Here is a 19,803-nt window from a genome sequence, read left to right on the forward strand (position 1 = left end):
ATGATGAGATACGAAACGATTAAATCGATTGTATTGACGATTCTTGTATGTACGAGCGTTTTTTTAACGTGGAGTTTATGGACGTATCAGCCGAAATATGACTTCATTGAAAACGCAAAATACATTCAAAACGTCCCTGTCAGCAATGTTGCGGTCGATTATGGAACAGTTGTTCAGCCGCGTTATATTTTTATTCATAAAGATGCACAACATTATGGGATGACACATCATTCGGACATTTATAAATTTATGAAGGAAATGAAAAATTGGACGTTCGATCATTTTGAAAATATATCAGACACAGTGAAAAAAGAACAATTTCTTTCATTTATCCATGGGAAAGGAAAAATAGAAATTATTTATCCAGATGATATACCAATCGAAATGTATCGCACGATTTTTCAAATAGACGATACAGATGTTGAAAAAGTTCGCTTTGATCGCATCATTATTCCGATGAATGAAGACGAAGAAGAAATTCACGTATATTTCGTATCTGCCAATGAAAAGCGTATATATAAAGCGGTCGCTCAAGATGTGTCGATTGAGAATTTGAAGCAAACATATTATGCACGCGCAGAGCGTTATACACCGTTTTTATCGTACGACATAAGCGAAACAAAATCATTATTTTTACCAGCTCGTCCACTCGTATTAAACCGATTGCAATATTATATGGATGAATTAAGTGCAGATCGTTTTAAAGATGCGTTATTTACAGATCCAAGTTTTGTGAAAAAAGATGTCCTCAATTTTGGAGAAGAATATACAGATGGTTCGCGTTTAATGGATGTCGATTTATCTAAAAAGTTACTATTGTATGTCAACCCAGCGGCTCGTGGCGAAACACAAACGTTTGATCCAACGATTTTGCAAAAAAGCATCGATTTTGTGAACGATCACGGCGGTTGGACGGATACGTATTATTTTGATCGCTTAGACGAAAACGGTAGAAAAGTAACTTTTCGTTTGTTTGCCAATGGTTATCCTGTATTTAATCGTTACGGTATGGCAGAAATTATACAAATATGGGGAGAAAATGAGATTATCAATTACCAACGCCCGTTATTTACATTAGCTATTCCCGATCGGGTGAGCTTGCCAATTACACTTTCGTCTGGATACGAAGTCATTGATCAGTTGAAAAGACAAAAAAATATTCAACATGAGTTAATTGATGATATTGCCATCGGTTATGAGCTCATTCGTGATTCGGAGCGGGAAAATATCGTCATGTTAGAACCAGCTTGGTACTGTTTATATAGCGGAACGTGGCGCAAAATTGTGATGATGACAGATGAACGAAGAGGGGATATCATTGGATTGGAGTAAAACGAAGACGATTTTTATTATTACATTTCTCATTCTCGATATATTTTTAGGGTACCAATTTATTCAGAAAAAAAATAGTAGCCAGCTTGATGTTATTTTAGAAGCGACAATTGAAGAGCAACTTGAAGCGGATGGCATTACGTATGTCGATTTGCCGAAGGAGATCACGAAAGCGACATATGTAAGTGGGAAAAGTAAAACGTTTACGGAGGAAGAAGTTAAAAATTTGCCAAACCAGCAAGTAGAAACGGCAAACGAAACCGTTTTGCAAGCGCATTTTATTAAACCTGTTCCGCTACAAGACCCAAAAGACGGTTATCGTTTAACAGAGTTTTTAAGGCAAAATATCATTGCGGGTGATCAATATGCGTTTTGGAAGTACGACGAAGATTTACGAGCGCTCATTTATTTTCAACAATACGAAGGCAAGACGATTTATAAAAACATAAGCAGTATGTTGCTTATTTATGTGAACGATCAAAATGAAATGGTCGGTTATGAACAAACGTTGCTCATTGATTTAGAAAAAAACGAGAAAAAACAAGAAATTTTGCCAGCAATTAAAGCGTTAGAGACGTTGTATAAGCGAAATTACTTAAAGCCAGGTGATCAAGTAACGAAAATCGATCTTGGCTATTACGCGCTTGTCCAATTCACGACTTCGCAAGTATTAACACCGACATGGCACGTTGTTGTGAATGGAAAAACAGATTATTATGTCAATGCATTTGAAGGACAAGTAATTAGCGATGAAAATAAAGTGTTGGAGTGAATAACATGAGGTTTAGCGTTTTGGCGAGCGGCAGTACGGGTAACGCCTTTTACGTAGAAACGGAACGTGAACGGTTGCTTGTTGATGCAGGGTTAAGCGGCAAACAATTAGAGCAACTATTTGCTCATATTGATCGCCACATTCAAGATGTCACAGGTGTTTTAGTGACACATGAACATAGCGACCATATTAAAGGTTTAGGCGTCATTGCTCGGAAGTATCGCCTTCCGATTTATGCGAATGAAAAAACATGGAAAGCGATGGACGGGCTCATTGGTGACATTCCATCTGAACAAAAATTTATTTTTCCAACTGGTACCGTTCGGACGTTTGGAGATATAGATGTTGAGTCATTTGGTGTATCGCACGATGCCGCTGAGCCTATGTTTTATGTATTTCATTATGAGGGAAAAAAGCTAGCGCTTATCACAGATACAGGTTATGTTAGCGAACGAATGAAAGGTGTCATTTGTCATGCGGATGTATTTGTATTTGAAAGCAACCATGATGTAGAAATGTTACGTATGGGGAAATATCCATGGAACATTAAGCGACGTATTTTAAGTGACGTCGGACACGTATCGAATGAAGATGCCGGTCTCGCCCTAGCGGATGTGATCGGTGACAAAACAAAACGCATTTATTTAGCTCATTTAAGCCAAGATAACAATATGAAAGAATTAGCGCGAATGACAGTTGCTCAGACGCTTGAGAAAAAAGGGATGATCGTCGGGGAATCTTTTCAACTATATGATACGGATCCGGTTCGTCCGACAGCGCTCGTTTCCGTATAAATTTCACCGTTTTTTCACCAACATACCGTATGTATATTATTAGATGATTGGCGAAAAAACAGGTTATAATGGAAAAGGGGTCAATCTTTGATATAGAAAGGACGGGTGAAAAATGGGCTATTATGATGATCATTATGCACATGTTCGTCAAAAACAAAAAGGGAACCGCGGAGGAACGTTTTTAGCAGGTTTAGTCGGAGCCGTTTTAGGCGGAATGCTTGTCATCGTCTCTATTCCTTCGCTAGTGAAATGGGACGTGTTACCTTATTCACTTGAACAAGCGGAAGAAAAACAGACGATGGTGACAGAGCAGCCAAAAGTAGATAAAAGTGTAGCAGTGAATGTCGTGACTCAAGTAACGAAAGCAGTCAACAAAGTATCTAATGCGGTTGTCGGCATTGTAAATATTCAAGAAGCAAGTTTTTGGTCAGAGGGCGGGGAAGCCGGAACAGGTTCAGGTGTTATTTATAAAAAAGAAGGGAATAAGGCATATATCGTCACTAACCATCACGTCGTTGAAGGTGCGAGCCGTGTCGAAGTGAGCTTAAGCGACGGAACAAAAGTGCCAGCTCGTCTTCTTGGAAGCGATGTATGGACGGATTTAGCAGTATTAGAAATCGATGCGAAACATGTCACAAACGTAGCTGAATTCGGTAACTCAGATGTCGTGAAGGTCGGGGAGCCAGTGATTGCAGTTGGAAACCCGCTTGGTTTACAATTTGCAGGTTCTGTGACGCAAGGAATTATTTCTGGGGTAAACCGTACGATTCCAATTGATATTGATCAAGATGGCATCCCTGATTGGCATGCAGAAGTATTACAAACAGATGCTGCGATTAACCCAGGAAATAGCGGAGGAGCGCTCGTAAATATCGAAGGTCAAGTCATTGGAATTAACTCGATGAAAATTGCGCAAGAAGCGGTGGAAGGCATCGGATTATCTATTCCGATTAATTACGCAAAACCGATCATTGCGGATTTAGAGAAGTTTGGACAAGTTCGCCGACCATATATGGGAGTAGAACTCCGTTCATTAAGCGATATTCCAGCATATCATTGGCAACAGACGCTTCATTTGCCGGCAAACGTGAAAGAAGGGGTTGCTATTTTACAAGTCGTGCCGGGATCACCAGCTGCCCAAGCCGGTTTACGTGAATTTGATGTCATTGTCGCGTTAGATGACGAAAACATTCCAGATGTCATCGCTTTAAGAAAGCACTTATATAATCGCAAACAAATTGGCGATACGATGAAAGTGACGTTTTATCGTGATGGCAAAAAACAAACAGTGACATTAAAATTGGCCAAACAATCACTATAATGAAACGGCAGGGCATTCCCTGTCGTTTCATTCGTAAACGAGGAGTGGTATGCTTTGTGGAAATGTTGTGAACAACATGTCGAACTTGCGATTGATATGTATGTGGATGAAAAACAACAAGCACCTGAGATATCAACAGTTTCTGTGGATAAAAAAGAAGAAATGTGCGATTTTTGTGAACAACGTGCGGTATATATAGTAGGGAACTAATGTTTCTACACAATATGTGGATTTGTATTGTGGATATGTGGATAAAACCTGTGGATATTATGTTTGTAAAGTGGGGATCACTTGTGAATATATATATTATTGCTGTGGGTAAGTTGAAAGAAAAATATTTAAAACAAGGGATCGAAGAATATACGAAACGACTGTCATCCTATGCAAAAATCGACATCATTGAAGTAGCGGATGAAAAGGCGCCAGAGCAGTTAAGTGAACAACAAATGGAGCTCGTAAAAAAGAAAGAAGGCGAGCGTATTTTAGGTAAAGTAACAGACGATATGCACGTCATTGCTTTAGCGATTGAAGGAAAAATGATGTCTTCTGAACAATTCGCTCAAACGCTCGATCGGTTAGCGACATATGGAAAAAGTAAAGTGGCTTTTGTCATCGGCGGGTCTCTCGGCTTAAGCGATGACGTCATGAAACGAGCAAACGAATCGCTTTCATTTTCAAAAATGACGTTTCCTCATCAACTCATGCGCCTCATTTTAACCGAGCAAATTTACCGCGCTTTTCGCATTAACCGGGGGGAACCGTACCATAAGTAACGGTAAACCAACTTCATATAAGCGAGAAGAAACCTTAGTTGATATCGAATTTCACTAAGGTTTCTTTTTGTTGCTTACAGTCAGCTTAAAGTATTTCTAACAATACAAGTTATATATTATACATATGATGCCTATGCTGATAGGCAGTCCATGCATGGGAAAAGGGACATACAAAGGATCATAAAATTAAGTTTTATTAAGAAATTACTTATATTTCTAATATTGAATCTAATTTATGAATAACAAAAAATTTAAATTAGTTAAAACGACTCGACAGCTTTGATGTTTAATTAACGCAAGATTTCATTTCTTTTTCTAACATCTGTTTAAAATAAAAACGTTGGTACCACCATATATTTCTATAAATGAATAACTACTATCATCAATTTAATTGATGTTAAAATATATGTTAGTATATAATAAGCCATGTCATTTATTGTCGAATTTATTATATGCAGTCGAAGAGGAGGGATTAAACTGCTTTCCAATATTCTTAATAAAACATATTGCCTTGATTGTGTAGAAGGAATGCGAAATTTATTAAATAATTATGGCGAATGTATTGATTTAATTATAGCTGACCCTCCTTATGTAGTCTCAAAAGAGTCAAATTTTCATACGATGAGGGATAGAAAAAATCAACGCACGGGAACACATTTTGGGAATTGGGATATCGAGTTTGATAACAATGAATGGATTTCTTTTGCCTACAAAGTATTAAAACCTGGTGGTTCGTTAATTGTCTTTAATGATTTTAAAAAAGCAACTATTATATATGATATAGCTGAGCGATGTGGTTTTGAATATAAAGATACACTAATCTGGCATAAAACCAATCCAATGCCTAGAAACAGGGATAGAAGATATATTCCAAATGTGGAAATGATACAATGGTACGTAAAAAAAGGCAAATGGACATTTAATCGACAGAATGAAAAATATGAAGGATGTATCTTGTCTTATCCGTCAGAAAGTGGCGGAGGTTTTAAGAGGTATCATCCTACCCAAAAGCCTGTAAAGCTAATTGAATATTTAATTAGAATCCACAGTAACGAAAATGATATTATACTCGATCCTTTTATGGGATCTGGAACAACCGGTGTTGCAAGTCTAAACCTAAATAGGAATTTTATTGGCTTTGAGATAAATGAGGAGTACGTACAGATTGCAAATGAAAGGATTAAAAATATTCAACTATCTCTAATATAAATAACATCGGTCTTTGCCGAGGAAAACTAAATTTTCATTAACTTAGAAATGATGCATATAATAAATTTAGAATATCCATAAAGGGGAGCCCTCCTCTCCTCGGCTCATATTTATATATGAGCTTTTTTATTTTTTTAATAAAAATTTTACTTTTCAAGGAAGGGAAAGTTATGCAAACAACAAAGGTAAAGTATATAAAATCTCCATTGAATTATACAGGAGGTAAATTTAAGTTACTTGATCAGATATTACCTAAATTCCCGAAGCGAATAGATACGTTTGTTGATTTATTTTGTGGTGGTTGTAATGTTGGGATTAATGTTAGTGCAAACAAAATCATATGTAATGATATCATTGATTATCTTATTCAATTACTTAAATATTTTCAGACACACTCCATAGACCATATCCTAAGTCATATTGAGACAAGAATTCAGGAGTATAATTTGAGTAAAAGTAACAAAGAAGGTTATCTTGCTTTAAGAGATTATTATAATAAACATCGTTTTATTTTAGATCTGTATGTTCTTACATGCTACTCATTCAATCATGTTATACGGTTTAATAGTAAGCATGAATTTAATGCTCCATTCGGTCAAAATCGCAGCCATTTTAACGATACTTTAAAAAAGAAGTTAGTTGATTTTGTAAACGAAATACATTCAAAAAATATAGTTTTTACTAATAATGACTTTGAAATCTCTCTCGATGAATTCGGGCCAAATGACTTCTTTTACTGTGACCCTCCTTATTTGATTAGTCAAGGAGTCTACAATGATGGAAAAAGAGGATTTAAAGGGTGGGATGAGGAACAAGAAATAAGGTTGCTAAATTTTTTGGACAGGCTCAATGAAAAAGGAATTAAGTTTGCTCTATCTAACGTCTTTGAAAATAAAGGGTTAAGAAATGATTTATTAATTCAATGGTGTGAAAGGAATGAATATTTCGTATACCCTATATCTTCAAACTATAGTAATAGCAGTTATCATAGAAAAGACCGTAACACTTCTTTAGAAGTTTTAATTACAAACTACGATGTTAGGAGTATAAACTAATGAGATATATCGGCAGCAAAGTATTATTGCTAGATAAAATAAATGAAGTAATTGAGGAAAATGTAGATAATGCTGAATCTTTTCTTGATATTTTTTCAGGTACTGCTTCTGTGGCAAGATATTTTAAAAATAAGTATAAGGTTTATTCAAACGATCATTTATATTTCTCCTATGTATTACAAAAAGCAACTATAGAAAATGATTGTTATCCCACATTTGATAGACTTAAGAAAGTAGATATCTATGATCCGTTTTCTTATTTGAATAATTTTCCTATAGATAGCTATGTGTTTGATGAAAATAATTCGTTTATTTATAGAAATTATTCTCCAAATGAAAATTGCGAAAGAATGTATTTTACCAATGAAAATGCAAAACGAATTGATTTTATTAGAACTAAAATAGAAGAGTGGTTTAATAATAATTTACTTACAGAAAATGAATATTTTTATTTGATTGCTGGATTAATTGAAGCAGTACCTTTTGTATCAAATGTTTCGGGAACGTATGGTGCATATTTAAAACACTGGGATAAAAGAGCATTCAAGCCACTAGAGCTAATAAAATTAGATGTAACAATAAATCATAAAGAAAATAGATCCTTTAATAAGGATAGTAATGAACTTATTAGGGAACTTGAAGGCGATATTATTTATATCGATCCTCCATACAACTCTCGTCAATACGTGCCAAATTATCATATTCTTGAAACCATTGCCCGTTATGACTCTCCTGAAATATATGGAGTGACTGGGTTAAGACCCTACAAGGAGTTTAAATCAAAGTATTGCAATAAAAAACAGGTTGAAAAGGCGTTTGCAGACTTAATTGAAAATGCCAATTTTGAACATATTGTTGTGAGTTATAGTAACGAGGGAATAATGTCTGAAGAAACAATATTAGAAATACTTTGTACTTATGCTGTTGCCGATAGCGTTAAGGTTTATAAATACCCTTATAGAAGGTATAAAGGCAAATTATCAGCAAAAGAGCATAACCTCCACGAACTTATATTTTACGCTAAAAAAAGGAAGTTATGATGTATGAAATTTCTTAATGAAGAAGAGTTAAAAAAAGTAATAGAAAAGAAAAAACTTTCTAGTTATTCAGATGAAATTTTAAATCAATTAAATGAGGTTATTAAACAAAACTTAAACTTAATTCTAAAGAGTTATAAAAATAAGGAAAAACTTGCAAAAAGTAATTCTGAGAAAGATAGTATACCATTTCTTGACGCTTATCCTGATTATAATCTTTCTCAATTACCTAGTTGGGTTAGAGAAAACATAAATGAAGCAATAGTTGTTGGAAGTTCAAAAAAAGTAGTGCAAATCAATGATGGTAGGAAATACCATTTAGATAACTCTTTAAATGATTTATCTGGACAAGAGTGGACTTTCTTTACTTGTTCAGTTATCAACACTAGGTATCCTACGCAAGGGAAAGAGGGTTATGCACATCATATTCGTAAGGTTCACCCTTCTCCCAAGCCGCCACAACTCACTAAAGAAATTATTTCATTCTTTACTAAAGAAAATGAGTGGGTTCTTGACTACTTTATGGGAGTCGGAGGCACCTTGCTAGGAGCTTCTTTATGTAACAGACGCGCAATAGGTATAGATTTAAATGGATTTTATATCGAAAAGTATAAAGAAGCTGCAAAAGCATTAAACTTGGATCTTCAGCATACAATTCAGGGGGATGCTATTGAGATTCTAGCTAATAAACAGTCATTAATCAGCGACATATTAAAAGGAGAAAAAGTTTCGCTTGTTTTAATAGATCCACCCTATGGAGATATGATGTCGCGAAAAAAAACAGGCGAAGCAATAAAGAAAAAACAAGACTCATCTGCTACTCCTTTTACCGATTCACCTAAAGATTTAGGTAATATGGAAGCAGCTGACTTCTATAAAAATCTTAAGAATAGCGTCCAAAACTCATTAAAATTTTTAAAAGAAGGAGGACATGTTGTAATCTTTATTAAGGATATTCAACCGAAAGGCAAACAATTAAATCTACTTCACGCAGACCTAATTTATCTAATAAATGAGATAGATGAACTATATTACCTAGGTACAAAAATATGGGCCGATCATTCAGTAAATCTATTCCCTTATGGGTATCCTTTTAGTTACGTTTCAAACCAAATTCACCAATATATTCTGATATTTAAAAAGAAAACTGAAAAAGCTAACCGTTAGAGGTTAGCTTTTATCTTGCCCTATTTGTGTTGTTTTCTTTAATAAATTTAATATATAATCTGGTGCATTATCATTTATATAAATATTACCTTTATTATTTATATATAGAAGAACCTTTTCATGAGGAATAGTATGATGATTATCTCCATATAATGTAATCCATCTGTCAATACGAACTCCTGGATAATACTTTTTAATTATCTCTTCCTCTATGCTGGCATAGTTATTAATATCTTCTAACCCTTGTTTTAGAGTTGAGTACATTTTTCCCTCAATTAAGGAAATATGGTGAGTTTTACTATCGTATAAAATTAAATCTGGTATATAGAGGTTTTCTCCTTTACTATCTTTTTTAGGAATTACAATATTTTGTCCTTTTGCTGATTTAAAGTAACCCCTTTCACAACCTGCGTGATTTTCGTAGATACTTTTTATTCCATTATATTCTGCAAGTATGTGTAAAAATATGGTTGATATTTTTTCTGAACGTCTTTCGTAATGCCAATACTTATCATGAATTTTCGCAGGTGGTGGCATAATAATCCCATCGAGTTTTAATCCTAAAAGATTACAGATGTATAAGAATTTATTTTTTCCCTTTGTTTTATTAATATATTCCTGACTAACACCATGATGGGTAATAATGATATCCTTTTGCCAACCTAAATGTCTTATTGTTTTAGCAATTAACGAAAGCGCTCCTATGTTAGGGTCATGCCCAATATTTCCCGCATCCTTTGGTTTGGCTAGCCTACCTGAGATTTCTATTCGATCATCGTATTTTTTAATTTCCATAGGAACATTACCAGCAGGTGGTTTCCTCATACTATTCTTAAATGATATTAACTCATCTAAACTATTGAACTTTGAGAACCATTTATCAATTCTCTTACCGACAATATCAACACCTAATGTTAACAACATATTAGTACCAAATATACTAGTATCGCTTGGTTTTTTTCCTACTTTATCTTCGAGTTGATCATTATATAGCATGATTTTTTTTACATCTTTATAAAATAAATCGATATAAACAAATTTAGAGGCTCTCTGATAAACCCCTGTATTTCTGGATTCGCTATCGCTTGTTTTGGTTTCTTCAATGGCAAAAATTAGGTTCCTGTTTTTAGGATTATCTTCATCAGGTTCATGGGGTTGGTAAAATACAAGAAAATCAAAAAAGCTTGAGTTTCCACTTACAGTTTTTATATAGATATTTTTAACCCCGTCAACTTGAACTCCTTCTACATCATAAATAAAATCGAAGATAAGTGACGAAGAAATACGAGGTTTAATCTTAATGCCCGACTCAATTACTTTAACATTGTATTCGTTTTTGTAAATAGATATAATCTCTCTTATGACTGAAACTTTAGGTCTCTCCTCAGTGAGAATCCATAAGTTACTCAACATAATACCTCCCTAGACGTTCTTAATGTTATTTTAACATAATTGATAGTAGTTAAATCACCGAATTTCATGTGAAATAATTTGGGGAATAATTGGGAGGAATGATTTTATAGGAGAAGGAATTGGTGGAGAAACTATCTTTTTTTATAAACAAGAGGTAGACTGGTATACTAAATCTCATTTCAGAATCCTGATTTTAAAGATTTTATTAAAAGGGGACATAGTGACCTAAATAATAATGAAATAATTAAATCTTTTTACGATAAAATTTATAATCCCAATGATTTAAAATAGCCCCTTTACCTAATAAGGTAAAGGGGCTATAAATTTATTTAAAAATTTCTTTTATCCATTCAGGCGCATTTTCATTCAAAATTATTTTTCCATCACTGCACAATTGTAATAGCACTTTTTTGTCAAGGTTTTCTATCTCAGAACTAACACCACCAAATAAGATTACATAGCGATCAACTTTAATACTGTCTAAATCATAACCACTTTTTTGAAGAACAGCACTTTTAAATATGTCATACGATTTTAGTGTGCTTAACCCTTCAAGAACTTTTTCTTCCTTTTTTGCCTCTAGCAATAAAATATTAGAAATTGCTTCGTTATCTGCTAATACTAAATCTGGGATAGGTATTTTTACTCTCCCTTTACTATCTTTAAAATTCTCTCTTAATTCACAATCTACATCATTTATTAAATCAGGGTCAACAGTTTTAGGAACTGGTACTTCTTCTCCAGACGAATTAAAGAAGTATCCTCTTTCGCTTCCAGCATGGTTTTCATAAAGATGTTTTTTCCCTTTGGAAATTGCCTGTAGATGTAAGAAGATGGACACCATTTTTTCAGAAGAATCCTCATATGTCCAATAATCTCCCTGAAGATCATTTAAAGGAGAAATCTTTAGACCATCTAAAGTTGCATTTATTTCTGGAGATGTTATTATTCTTAAGAGTTTGTTGCCCCTAGTTTTATTAAGATATTCCTGTGAGACGCCATGATTTGTAATAATAATACGTTTTTCAGTACCTAACTTTCTTAATGTACTTGTTATAAGCGAAACTGCACCAATATTAGGGTCATGACCTATATTATAAGCTTCAACCGGGTTAGATAACCTTGCCGAAATTTCTATTTTATCGTCAAATTCTGTTATTTTTATAGGAACGTTACCTTCTGGAGGATCGCTCATTTTTTCTTTGAATTTTATCAGTTCCTGTACTGAAGTGAAGGGGTCGTATCGATCATCTAAAGTTCTACCAATAATTTCAACACCTAGTGTTCTTAGCATTTTTATTCCAAAAATATTTGTATCACTTGCAGATTCAGAGTCTTTCATAGAATTATTATATAACATTATCTTCTTAACACTATCATCTTTAAAATATAAATCTAAGTAAACAAATTTAGAGCCTCTTTGATACACCCCACTATTTCTTGAATCGCTATCTCCTGTTTTTGTTTCCTCTATTGCAAAAATTAAATTATTGTTTGAATCACCAGGAATCGGCTCATTTTCCTGATGAAATACTAGATAATCAACAAAGCTGGATCTGTTTGAAGATCTTGCAATTTTTATATAAACCTTCTTAATTAAACTAGATTCTATACCTTCAACATCAAAAATAAAATCAAAATACATATTATTTTTAATTTTTCTGATCCTTGGTATAATTTTGATGTCCCTGTCTTCTAAATTTCCATTATACTCCTGATAAAATATTTCAAGTATAGTTTTTATTACATCTTCTTTTGGTCTTTCTTCGCATAATAACCATAAATTTTCTGACATAATTCCCCTCCTAATAAATCATACTTATATGAAAATAGTACATCATTTATATTAAAATGGGAATTATAATGTTAGGGGTGTGAAGTATGATTTTAAAAGATATATATTATCTAAGCAATCAATTAGTAAATGAAGCTCTTGAATATGCAGAGCTATCAAAAAGATACACTTCTAATCGACACGATTTCCATGAAGGGGGATTGTCAAATAAGAAACAAAAAATGTATGAAGGCAAGTTAGGTGAAAAGATTTTTAAGACATTTTTATTAGAAAACAGAATTAAGTTTGAGGAAGACAAGAGTAGATATGATGAAGCCGATCTTTTTGATTTTATTCTCCCTGATGGTACGACTATTGATGTAAAAACGAGAACAAAACCGTTTCATATAAGGACACTCGAACTTGTTGAGCAATTTCAGAAAAATGCGAAGGATATTTATGTATCAGTTAGATTATTTGATAACTTAAGGAGCGGGAAAATTTTAGGTTGGGTGTCAAAGGAAGACATTCTCAGAATAAATAGGATTGAAAATCATGGATATTTAGATAATTATACAATTTATGATAACGAGTTACGAAGTATGACAGAACTATGGGATCTATATCTAAATAAACATATTCAAAATTAAAATAACTTGTCAGCAAAATCATTAAAACTGCATATCAAAAGTATATGGAATGAGAGAAGGCATGCTTATGAATAAGATTTCATCAAAGGTTAGAAATGAGATTTATAAATTCTTAGGTTTTGAATTTAATAAGATAGAACCAGATAATTTAAACTACAGCAGTATTATTAAAGCTATTAATATGGGAATTAAATTTGAAGAGATATGTACACAACTAAGTCTAGATCCTGAAAAAGTAAGTAAGTATTTAATAAAGTATGTACTTCATCAATTATATATTTATTCGTTAACATTATCTTCAGAAGAACTAAAAATGGTGGATAAGTTTGAAGATGAGCCTATTGGTAACACTACATTTGAAGATATTATAATTGAAGAGTTTTTCTCTAATCCGAAAGAGTGCATTGATTATTATTCAAATCCCCTATTTAAAAATATCAGTGATTTAAAAAGGGAGAATATAGCCACCAATCTTTTCCTAAAAGATATTGTCTATGAACCATTAGAAGACGATAAAGTCTGGTGCCAGTATTTCAGAAAATCAGGTACTTTTTTTCTATTGTATGCGGATTATTGTAAAAGGTATCGTAAGGTGCTAAACAAGCAAGTGTATAAAATCACCAATTTAGATTTGGAGTGAGAAACGAAGAAAAGGAATCAATAAAAATCCTATTATTGTTCAAGGAGAGCATGAACCAATCATAACTCCGGAATTATGGGAAAAAGTTCAAAAACTTTACAGCCAAAGATCACACAAACCAATTAGAAATTTCAGCGGCTCGTATCCTTTGACAGGAATATTAAAATGCCCAATATGCGGTTCTTCAATGGTAGCAGGTCGGGTTAAGAAAAAGCAAAAAGATGGGAGTTATATCTTACATAGATATTACCATTGTGGAGCATGGAGAAACAAGGGGATAGCCGCTTGTCGGTCTAATGGAGTGAGAGTAGATGTAGTGGAAGAATTTGTTTTTAATAAAATAAAAGAAACACTTTTCAACAAGACGGTTTTAAGAGATATAGTTGACCATATGAACACGAAGCGAAAGGAAGTCATAAAACCTTTAGAAGATCAGCTAAAGCATATTGATAAAGCTTTGTTTGGTTTTGAAAATAAAAAGAGTAAGCTGTTTGAGTTGTATGAAGATGGTGTTATCGGAAAAGATGATTTATCCAAAAGACTGAAGCAGATATCAAATAGCATAGAAAGTAGTTTAGCTGAAAAAGAAGCTATTAAGAAAAAGTTAGAGCAAAATAATTCACAACCTATCGGCTACGAGCTGGTTAGCGGGTTAATGGCTAAGTTTAACGACATACTGAATAAAGCGGATCATGAAAAGAAAAAGTTTATCTTACATCTGGTTATAAAAGAGATATTGTTAAACCCTGAAAAAAGTGTAAAATCAGTTGTACTACATTTTAACGAGAAAACCAAACAATTCATGTTTAATGAAAAAGAGGATGAATCTTCTAATGAGGATTCATCCTCTTTTTATTTTGTTTTGGAGTTAAACATGGACTGTTGAATAAAAAAGCACTACTCATATTTTATAGGAGGTATGACCAATGAGAAATTACTCAGTTTGTAAACAGGAACAATTAGAATTAATTAATTTAGGTATGGAAAACAAGCAACAACAATCTGCAAAAAGAGTAAATATCATCAGTCTAAAGGTAGTTAGAGAAAAGAGTTTTTTATATCCGGAAAGACGTATTAAATCACCGGAGGATGCCTACAATTTAGTGAAGCGTTTCTTAGTTGACGTTGATCGGGAATATTTTCTGGTTATTTGTTTAGATACAAAAAGTCAACCAACAGCAATTAACATATGCCATGTGGGAAGTCTAAACGCTAGTATTGTCCATCCGAGAGAAGTCCTAAAGCCCGCTATTCTTTCAAATTCAGCATCTATTATTGTGGCTCATAATCATCCAAGCAGTGATCCTACACCAAGCCGCGAAGATATAGAGGTAACTAAAAGGTTACGTGAAGCTAGCAAAATCATTGGTATTGATCTATTAGATCATCTTGTAGTGGGGGTAGATAGATATATTTCTTTAAAGGAAAAAGGATATGTATGAGCACAAACTTTGTGAGATAATTATTTAAACGATTTGGGAAATTAGGAGGGTTTATCGTTGAGTATGTAACGGTGAGCCGTATCATAAATAAAATAAGCGGCTTCATTTCGCCGCTTATTTTACCCCTTTCATAAAGCTTTCAATTTTTGGCGAGATGATGAAAAGAATGATACTAAAGACGATGGCGATTCCGCCGATTGTTCCGAAATAAGTCATTTCTGTTTCAGGTGTATAAAACTTCACAATTTGTGCGTTAATGGCTTGGGCAGCTGCGCTTGATAAAAACCATAAACTCATCGTCTGTGCTGAAAACGCTGCAGGAGCAAGCTTTGTTGTTGCTGATAAACCGACTGGCGATAAACATAGTTCGCCAAACACAACGATTAAGTAGCTTAGCACGAGCCAAAGAGGGCTCACTAATGAGTCGTTTCCGCCGAGATAAGCTGGTAATAAAATGACGACAAACGATAAACCAGCAAACAATAGTGCTAAAGAAAATTTCTTTGGAATGGACGGCTGTTTATCCCCTAATTTCACCCATAGCCAAGCAAAAATCGGTGCAAATGTAATGACAAATAATGGGTTCAACGATTGGAACCAAGCTGGCGAAAGATCAATACCAGCAAAATGTAACTGCGTTCGTTTATCCGCATATGTTGCTAAGATGGTCGAACCTTGTTCTTGAATAGACCAAAACATGGCTGATGCAATAAATAGTGGAATATAGGCGATAATGCGTGAGCGCTCAACATCTGTCGTTTTCGGACTACGATACATAACTACGAAATAAATAGTTGGAATGACAATACCGAAAATGCCGACAAGTGATACAAACAGATCAATTGTTAATACGTTTGTCCATGAGCCAACGAAAACGAGCAAGGTGATGACCGTTGCGCCAATTGTCCCCCATGTAAACACTTTTTTCTTTTCATCTGCGGATAATGGATTTGGGACATGTGTTCCCGCAAGACCAAGATTTCTTTTTTTCGTTCCGATAAAGACGAGAAGGCCAAAAAACATACCGATCGCGGCAATCCCAAAACCGAGATGGAAGTTATATTTCATCCCAACCGTTCCAACAACGAGCGGAGCTAAAAATGCACCAAGGTTAATCCCCATATAAAAAATGCTAAATCCTGCATCGCGACGGTGATCCCCTTCAGCATATAAATCGCCAACAACGCTCGAAACGTTTGGCTTAAGCAATCCTGTTCCAAGAACGATTAAAACCATTGAAACGAAAAACATTGTGACACTTCCTGGAATCGCTAAAGCCATATGACCGAGCATAATTAAAATCCCGCCGTAAAAAACAGATTTGGCCGTTCCGAACAATCGGTCAGCAAACCATCCGCCAATAATACCAGACATATAAACGAGTGAACCGTAAATGGACATAATCGCTAAAGCAGTTGTTTCATCTAGCCCTAGCCCACCTTTTGATACTTCGTAATACATGTAAAATACGAGAATGGCACGCATGCCATAGTAAGAGAAACGTTCCCAAAACTCAGTAAAAAATAACGTAAAAAGTCCTTTCGGATGGCCGAAAAAACCACGTTGAGGAACGCTGTCAACCATTTGTTGTTTACTTTGTGACATAATGAGACACCTTCCATTTTCGAAAATAATAATTTTTATTTTCAGTATTTTCTACATGAAACCAATCCATAGTGATAAAGAGGATTCACAAATCATAATTTTAAACGAATAGACATATTAAGTAAATAAAAAATTTTCTAAAATAATATAAGAGGATAGCTTTTCGCCATCCTCTTATTTGCGATGCATTTTAAACTGTAAAAACAATTCATTGTAGTATGCAAGCATGCTTTTCCCCAGGTTTTCATACACTTCAAGTTTGTTTGCCAGTTGTTCGCTCGGGTAAAAACGCTCATCTTCAACAATTTCCTTCGGCAAATATTCGAGCGCTTTTTTATTTGGTGTTGAGTAGCCGACGTATTCGGCATTTTGGGCGGCATTTTTCGGATCAAGCATAAAATTAATAAATTGATGGGCACCTTCAATGTTTTTTGCCGTCTTTGGAATGACCATATTATCAAACCATAAGTTTGTTCCTTCTTTTGGGATGACATAATCGAGCCGTTCATTTTCCCACATAATTTCTGCCGCATCGCCTGACCAGACGATGCCGATCGCTGCTTCTTCGTTCGCAAGAAGCATTTTAATTTCGTCGCCGACGATCGCTTTGACGTTTGGCGTGAGGGCATCTAGTTTTTGTTTTGCTTGTTGTAAATGCGTTTTGTTCGTATCATTGAGCGAATAATGTAAACTATTTAACGCCATACCTATAATTTCGCGCGCGCCATCGACAAGTAAAATTTGATTTTTAAACGCCGGATCCCATAAATCGTTCCAACTTGTAATTTCTTTCCCACCAAGCAGGGCGCGGTTGTAGACGATGCCGACCGTTCCCCAGAAGTAAGGAATGGAATATTGATTGCCCGGATCAAACGATAAGTTAAGAAAACGCTCATCAATATAGCGTAAGTTTGGGATTTTGGCATGATTGATGGGAAGTAACAACCCTTCTTCTTTCATTTTGCTGATGGCGTACTCCGAAGGGACAGCAACGTCAAATGTCGTGCCACCTTGCGCAATTTTTGTCATCATCGCTTCGTTCGAATCAAACGTTTGGTAAATGACTTTTAAGCCTGTTTCTTTTTCAAATTTTTTAATGAGTGCGGGGTCAATGTAGTCGCCCCAGTTATAAATTGTTACGGTATTATTTCCTCCATACCCTTTAGACGATTCGATTGTTTTTGTAACATAAAGCAAGCTAAAAGCAACGAGCCAAACAAGTAAAAAAAGCGACACTACTTTTTTCATTTTTGTCCCCCCTTGACGCTAGCCCGTTGTGTCATGACGTAATACACAACGACAAGGAAAAGCGTAAATAAGAAAAGAAGGGTAGATAAAGCATTGACTGATAACGAAATCCCTTGTCGTGCCCGCGAATAAATTTCAACAGACAACGTCGAAAAACCGTTTCCCGTCACGAAAAACGTAACAGCAAAGTCATCAAGCGAGTACGTGAGTGCCATGAAAAAACCAGCGAAAATGCCAGGGGTAACGTACGGGAGAACGACTTTTGTCAATACGTTCCATTCATTTGCCCCTAAATCGCGTGCCGCATCAATTAGCGTTGGGCTCATTTCTTGTAGCTTGGGCAACACCATTAACACGACAATCGGAATGCTGAAAGCAATATGCGACAGGAGAACGGACGTAAATCCGAGCTGAATGCCAGCGATCGTAAATAAAATGAGAAACGATGCCCCGATAATGACGTCAGGGCTGACAATTAAGATGTTATTTAACGTAAGCAACGTTTGTTTCCAACGATGTTTTGCGTAATAAATGGCAATTGCTCCGAAAACGCCAATGATTGTCGCTAGCGATGACGATATTAATGCAATAATCATCGTGTGCAACACGATGACAAGCAAGCGTGTATCGTCAAACACTTCTTTATACCAATCGAGCGTAAACGATTCAAAATGATGCATCGTTCCGCCGCTATTAAACGAATAGTAAATTAAATAAAAAATAGGCATGTATAACACGAAAAACACAAACGCTAAGTAGAGGCGAGAAACTTTCATTGTCTCACCCCCCATTTTTTATTCCCTGTCAACGCCATTATACTAGCCATGGCGATCATTAAAAAGACAGCGATTGTCGCACCCATTCCCCAGTTTTGCGTCACGAGAAAATGTTGCTCAACAGCTGTACCAAGCGTAATGACGCGGTTTCCAGCGATCAACCTCGTCAACATAAAGAGCGAAAGCGACGGAATAAACACGGCTTGACACCCTGCTTTTACGCCATCAAGCGTAAGCGGAAAAATGACGCGACGAAATGTCGTCCATTCGCTCGCTCCTAAATCGCGTGCTGCATCGATCAACGAAGGATTCAATTTTTCAAGCGCATTAAAAATCGGCAAAATCATAAACGGAATAAAAATATAGACGGATACGAAAACAAAACTAAAGTCTGTAAACAATAACTGTTTCGTGCCGATCCCAAGTGCTTCAAATAGCGCGTTCACTGCGCCATACGTGCCGAACAATCCGAGGAAAGCATACGCTTTCAACAATAAATTGACCCATGTCGGCAAAATAATAAGCAACAACCAGAGCTGCTTATGCTTCGTTTTTGTCAACAAATAGGCGGTTGGATAAGCGATAAGAAGCGAAATGGCTGTAATTAAAAAGGCATACCAAAACGAATTGAACGTCATTCGTAAATACACAGGTGTGAAAAAAGTTTCATAGTTAACGAGCGAGAAATGGCCTTCAATATCGAAAAACGAATAATAAACAATAAGAATAATCGGTGCAATGACGAACAATCCGATCCATAGCCAATATGGGATAGCATAAGCGTAACGGCGCATG

At 35.1% G+C, this 19,803-nt stretch carries 20 protein-coding genes; 14 read left to right on the forward strand and 6 right to left on the reverse strand.

Features of this window, described 5'->3' with window-relative positions; translation table 11 throughout:
* Positions 1 to 3 precede the first annotated feature (3 nt).
* The 10 genes from HNR63_RS00180 to HNR63_RS00225 all read left to right on the forward strand — a co-directional run bounded on the left by HNR63_RS00180 (position 4) and on the right by HNR63_RS00225 (position 9,460).
* Positions 4 to 1,332 carry a YycH family regulatory protein gene (locus HNR63_RS00180; RefSeq protein ID WP_181519648.1) on the forward strand — a complete coding sequence of 443 codons (1,329 nt, stop codon included), beginning with the start codon at positions 4 to 6 and terminating at the stop codon, positions 1,330 to 1,332.
* The gene (locus HNR63_RS00185) at positions 1,319 to 2,104 is read left to right on the forward strand and encodes a two-component system regulatory protein YycI (protein WP_181519405.1); all 786 of its coding nucleotides are present in this window, start codon (positions 1,319 to 1,321) and stop codon (positions 2,102 to 2,104) included. The genes HNR63_RS00180 and HNR63_RS00185 overlap by 14 nt, the downstream gene beginning before the upstream one ends.
* Positions 2,105 to 2,109: 5 nt before the next feature.
* The gene (locus tag HNR63_RS00190) at positions 2,110 to 2,898 is read left to right on the forward strand and encodes an MBL fold metallo-hydrolase (protein ID WP_021094394.1); all 789 of its coding nucleotides are present in this window, start codon (positions 2,110 to 2,112) and stop codon (positions 2,896 to 2,898) included.
* Positions 2,899 to 3,010: 112 nt separating this feature from the next.
* Positions 3,011 to 4,219, forward strand: a complete 1,209-nt coding sequence (locus HNR63_RS00195; RefSeq protein ID WP_181519406.1) for a S1C family serine protease — start codon at positions 3,011 to 3,013, stop codon at positions 4,217 to 4,219.
* Between the two features lie 54 nt (positions 4,220 to 4,273).
* Positions 4,274 to 4,429 (forward strand): CxxH/CxxC protein, encoded by a 156-nt coding sequence (locus HNR63_RS00200; protein ID WP_009361064.1) that lies wholly within the window; start codon positions 4,274 to 4,276, stop codon positions 4,427 to 4,429.
* An 83-nt stretch (positions 4,430 to 4,512) separates the two neighbouring features.
* The gene (gene rlmH, locus HNR63_RS00205; RefSeq protein WP_039938461.1) at positions 4,513 to 4,992 is read left to right on the forward strand and encodes a 23S rRNA (pseudouridine(1915)-N(3))-methyltransferase RlmH; all 480 of its coding nucleotides are present in this window, start codon (positions 4,513 to 4,515) and stop codon (positions 4,990 to 4,992) included.
* Positions 4,993 to 5,520: 528 nt separating this feature from the next.
* A complete protein-coding gene (locus tag HNR63_RS00210; RefSeq protein WP_181519407.1) occupies positions 5,521 to 6,201 on the forward strand; it encodes a DNA-methyltransferase in 681 nt (226 codons plus the stop codon).
* A 170-nt stretch (positions 6,202 to 6,371) separates the two neighbouring features.
* Positions 6,372 to 7,256, forward strand: coding sequence for a DNA adenine methylase (locus tag HNR63_RS00215; protein WP_181519408.1), 885 nt, complete (start codon positions 6,372 to 6,374; stop codon positions 7,254 to 7,256).
* Entirely contained in the window at positions 7,256 to 8,296 is a 1,041-nt protein-coding gene (locus HNR63_RS00220) for a DNA adenine methylase (RefSeq protein ID WP_181519409.1), read from the forward strand. Before HNR63_RS00215 ends, HNR63_RS00220 begins: the two co-directional genes overlap by 1 nt.
* A gap of 3 nt (positions 8,297 to 8,299) precedes the next feature.
* Positions 8,300 to 9,460, forward strand: coding sequence for a TRM11 family SAM-dependent methyltransferase (locus HNR63_RS00225; protein ID WP_181519411.1), 1,161 nt, complete (start codon positions 8,300 to 8,302; stop codon positions 9,458 to 9,460).
* A 3-nt stretch (positions 9,461 to 9,463) separates the two neighbouring features.
* On the opposite strand, the gene HNR63_RS00230 is transcribed toward HNR63_RS00225, so the two are convergent.
* The gene (locus HNR63_RS00230; RefSeq protein ID WP_181519412.1) at positions 9,464 to 10,873 is read right to left on the reverse strand and encodes a hypothetical protein; all 1,410 of its coding nucleotides are present in this window, start codon (positions 10,871 to 10,873) and stop codon (positions 9,464 to 9,466) included.
* 325 nt (positions 10,874 to 11,198) lie between these two features.
* Complete coding sequence (locus HNR63_RS00235; RefSeq protein ID WP_181519413.1) at positions 11,199 to 12,668, reverse strand: hypothetical protein; 1,470 nt, start codon at positions 12,666 to 12,668, stop codon at positions 11,199 to 11,201.
* Positions 12,669 to 12,754: 86 nt separating this feature from the next.
* Here HNR63_RS00235 and HNR63_RS00240 point away from each other — a divergent pair, with 86 nt between their 5' ends.
* The 4 genes from HNR63_RS00240 to radC all read left to right on the forward strand — a co-directional run bounded on the left by HNR63_RS00240 (position 12,755) and on the right by radC (position 15,379).
* Complete coding sequence (locus tag HNR63_RS00240) at positions 12,755 to 13,297, forward strand: hypothetical protein (protein WP_181519414.1); 543 nt, start codon at positions 12,755 to 12,757, stop codon at positions 13,295 to 13,297.
* Between the two features lie 67 nt (positions 13,298 to 13,364).
* Positions 13,365 to 13,937, forward strand: coding sequence for a hypothetical protein (locus tag HNR63_RS00245; RefSeq protein ID WP_181519415.1), 573 nt, complete (start codon positions 13,365 to 13,367; stop codon positions 13,935 to 13,937).
* Between the two features lie 16 nt (positions 13,938 to 13,953).
* Positions 13,954 to 14,823: a recombinase zinc ribbon domain-containing protein gene (locus HNR63_RS00250; RefSeq protein ID WP_425485156.1), complete on the forward strand. Its 870-nt coding sequence runs from the start codon at positions 13,954 to 13,956 to the stop codon at positions 14,821 to 14,823.
* A 40-nt stretch (positions 14,824 to 14,863) separates the two neighbouring features.
* Complete coding sequence (radC, locus tag HNR63_RS00255; protein WP_181519416.1) at positions 14,864 to 15,379, forward strand: RadC family protein; 516 nt, start codon at positions 14,864 to 14,866, stop codon at positions 15,377 to 15,379.
* 114 nt (positions 15,380 to 15,493) lie between these two features.
* On the opposite strand, the gene HNR63_RS00260 is transcribed toward radC, so the two are convergent.
* The 4 genes from HNR63_RS00260 to HNR63_RS00275 all read right to left on the reverse strand — a co-directional run bounded on the left by HNR63_RS00260 (position 15,494) and on the right by HNR63_RS00275 (position 19,802).
* Complete coding sequence (locus HNR63_RS00260) at positions 15,494 to 16,984, reverse strand: peptide MFS transporter (RefSeq protein ID WP_181519417.1); 1,491 nt, start codon at positions 16,982 to 16,984, stop codon at positions 15,494 to 15,496.
* A gap of 174 nt (positions 16,985 to 17,158) precedes the next feature.
* On the reverse strand, positions 17,159 to 18,232 hold the full coding sequence (locus HNR63_RS00265; RefSeq protein WP_021094391.1) for an ABC transporter substrate-binding protein: 1,074 nt from the start codon (positions 18,230 to 18,232) through the stop codon (positions 17,159 to 17,161).
* Positions 18,229 to 19,008 (reverse strand): ABC transporter permease, encoded by a 780-nt coding sequence (locus tag HNR63_RS00270; RefSeq protein WP_246316690.1) that lies wholly within the window; start codon positions 19,006 to 19,008, stop codon positions 18,229 to 18,231. Before HNR63_RS00270 ends, HNR63_RS00265 begins: the two co-directional genes overlap by 4 nt.
* Positions 19,005 to 19,802: an ABC transporter permease gene (locus tag HNR63_RS00275; protein WP_181519419.1), complete on the reverse strand. Its 798-nt coding sequence runs from the start codon at positions 19,800 to 19,802 to the stop codon at positions 19,005 to 19,007. Before HNR63_RS00275 ends, HNR63_RS00270 begins: the two co-directional genes overlap by 4 nt.
* Position 19,803 lies beyond the last annotated feature (1 nt).

It is taken from the genome of Anoxybacillus ayderensis, from assembly GCF_013761015.1.
GTDB classification, from domain to species: Bacteria; Bacillota; Bacilli; order Bacillales; family Anoxybacillaceae; genus Anoxybacillus; species Anoxybacillus ayderensis.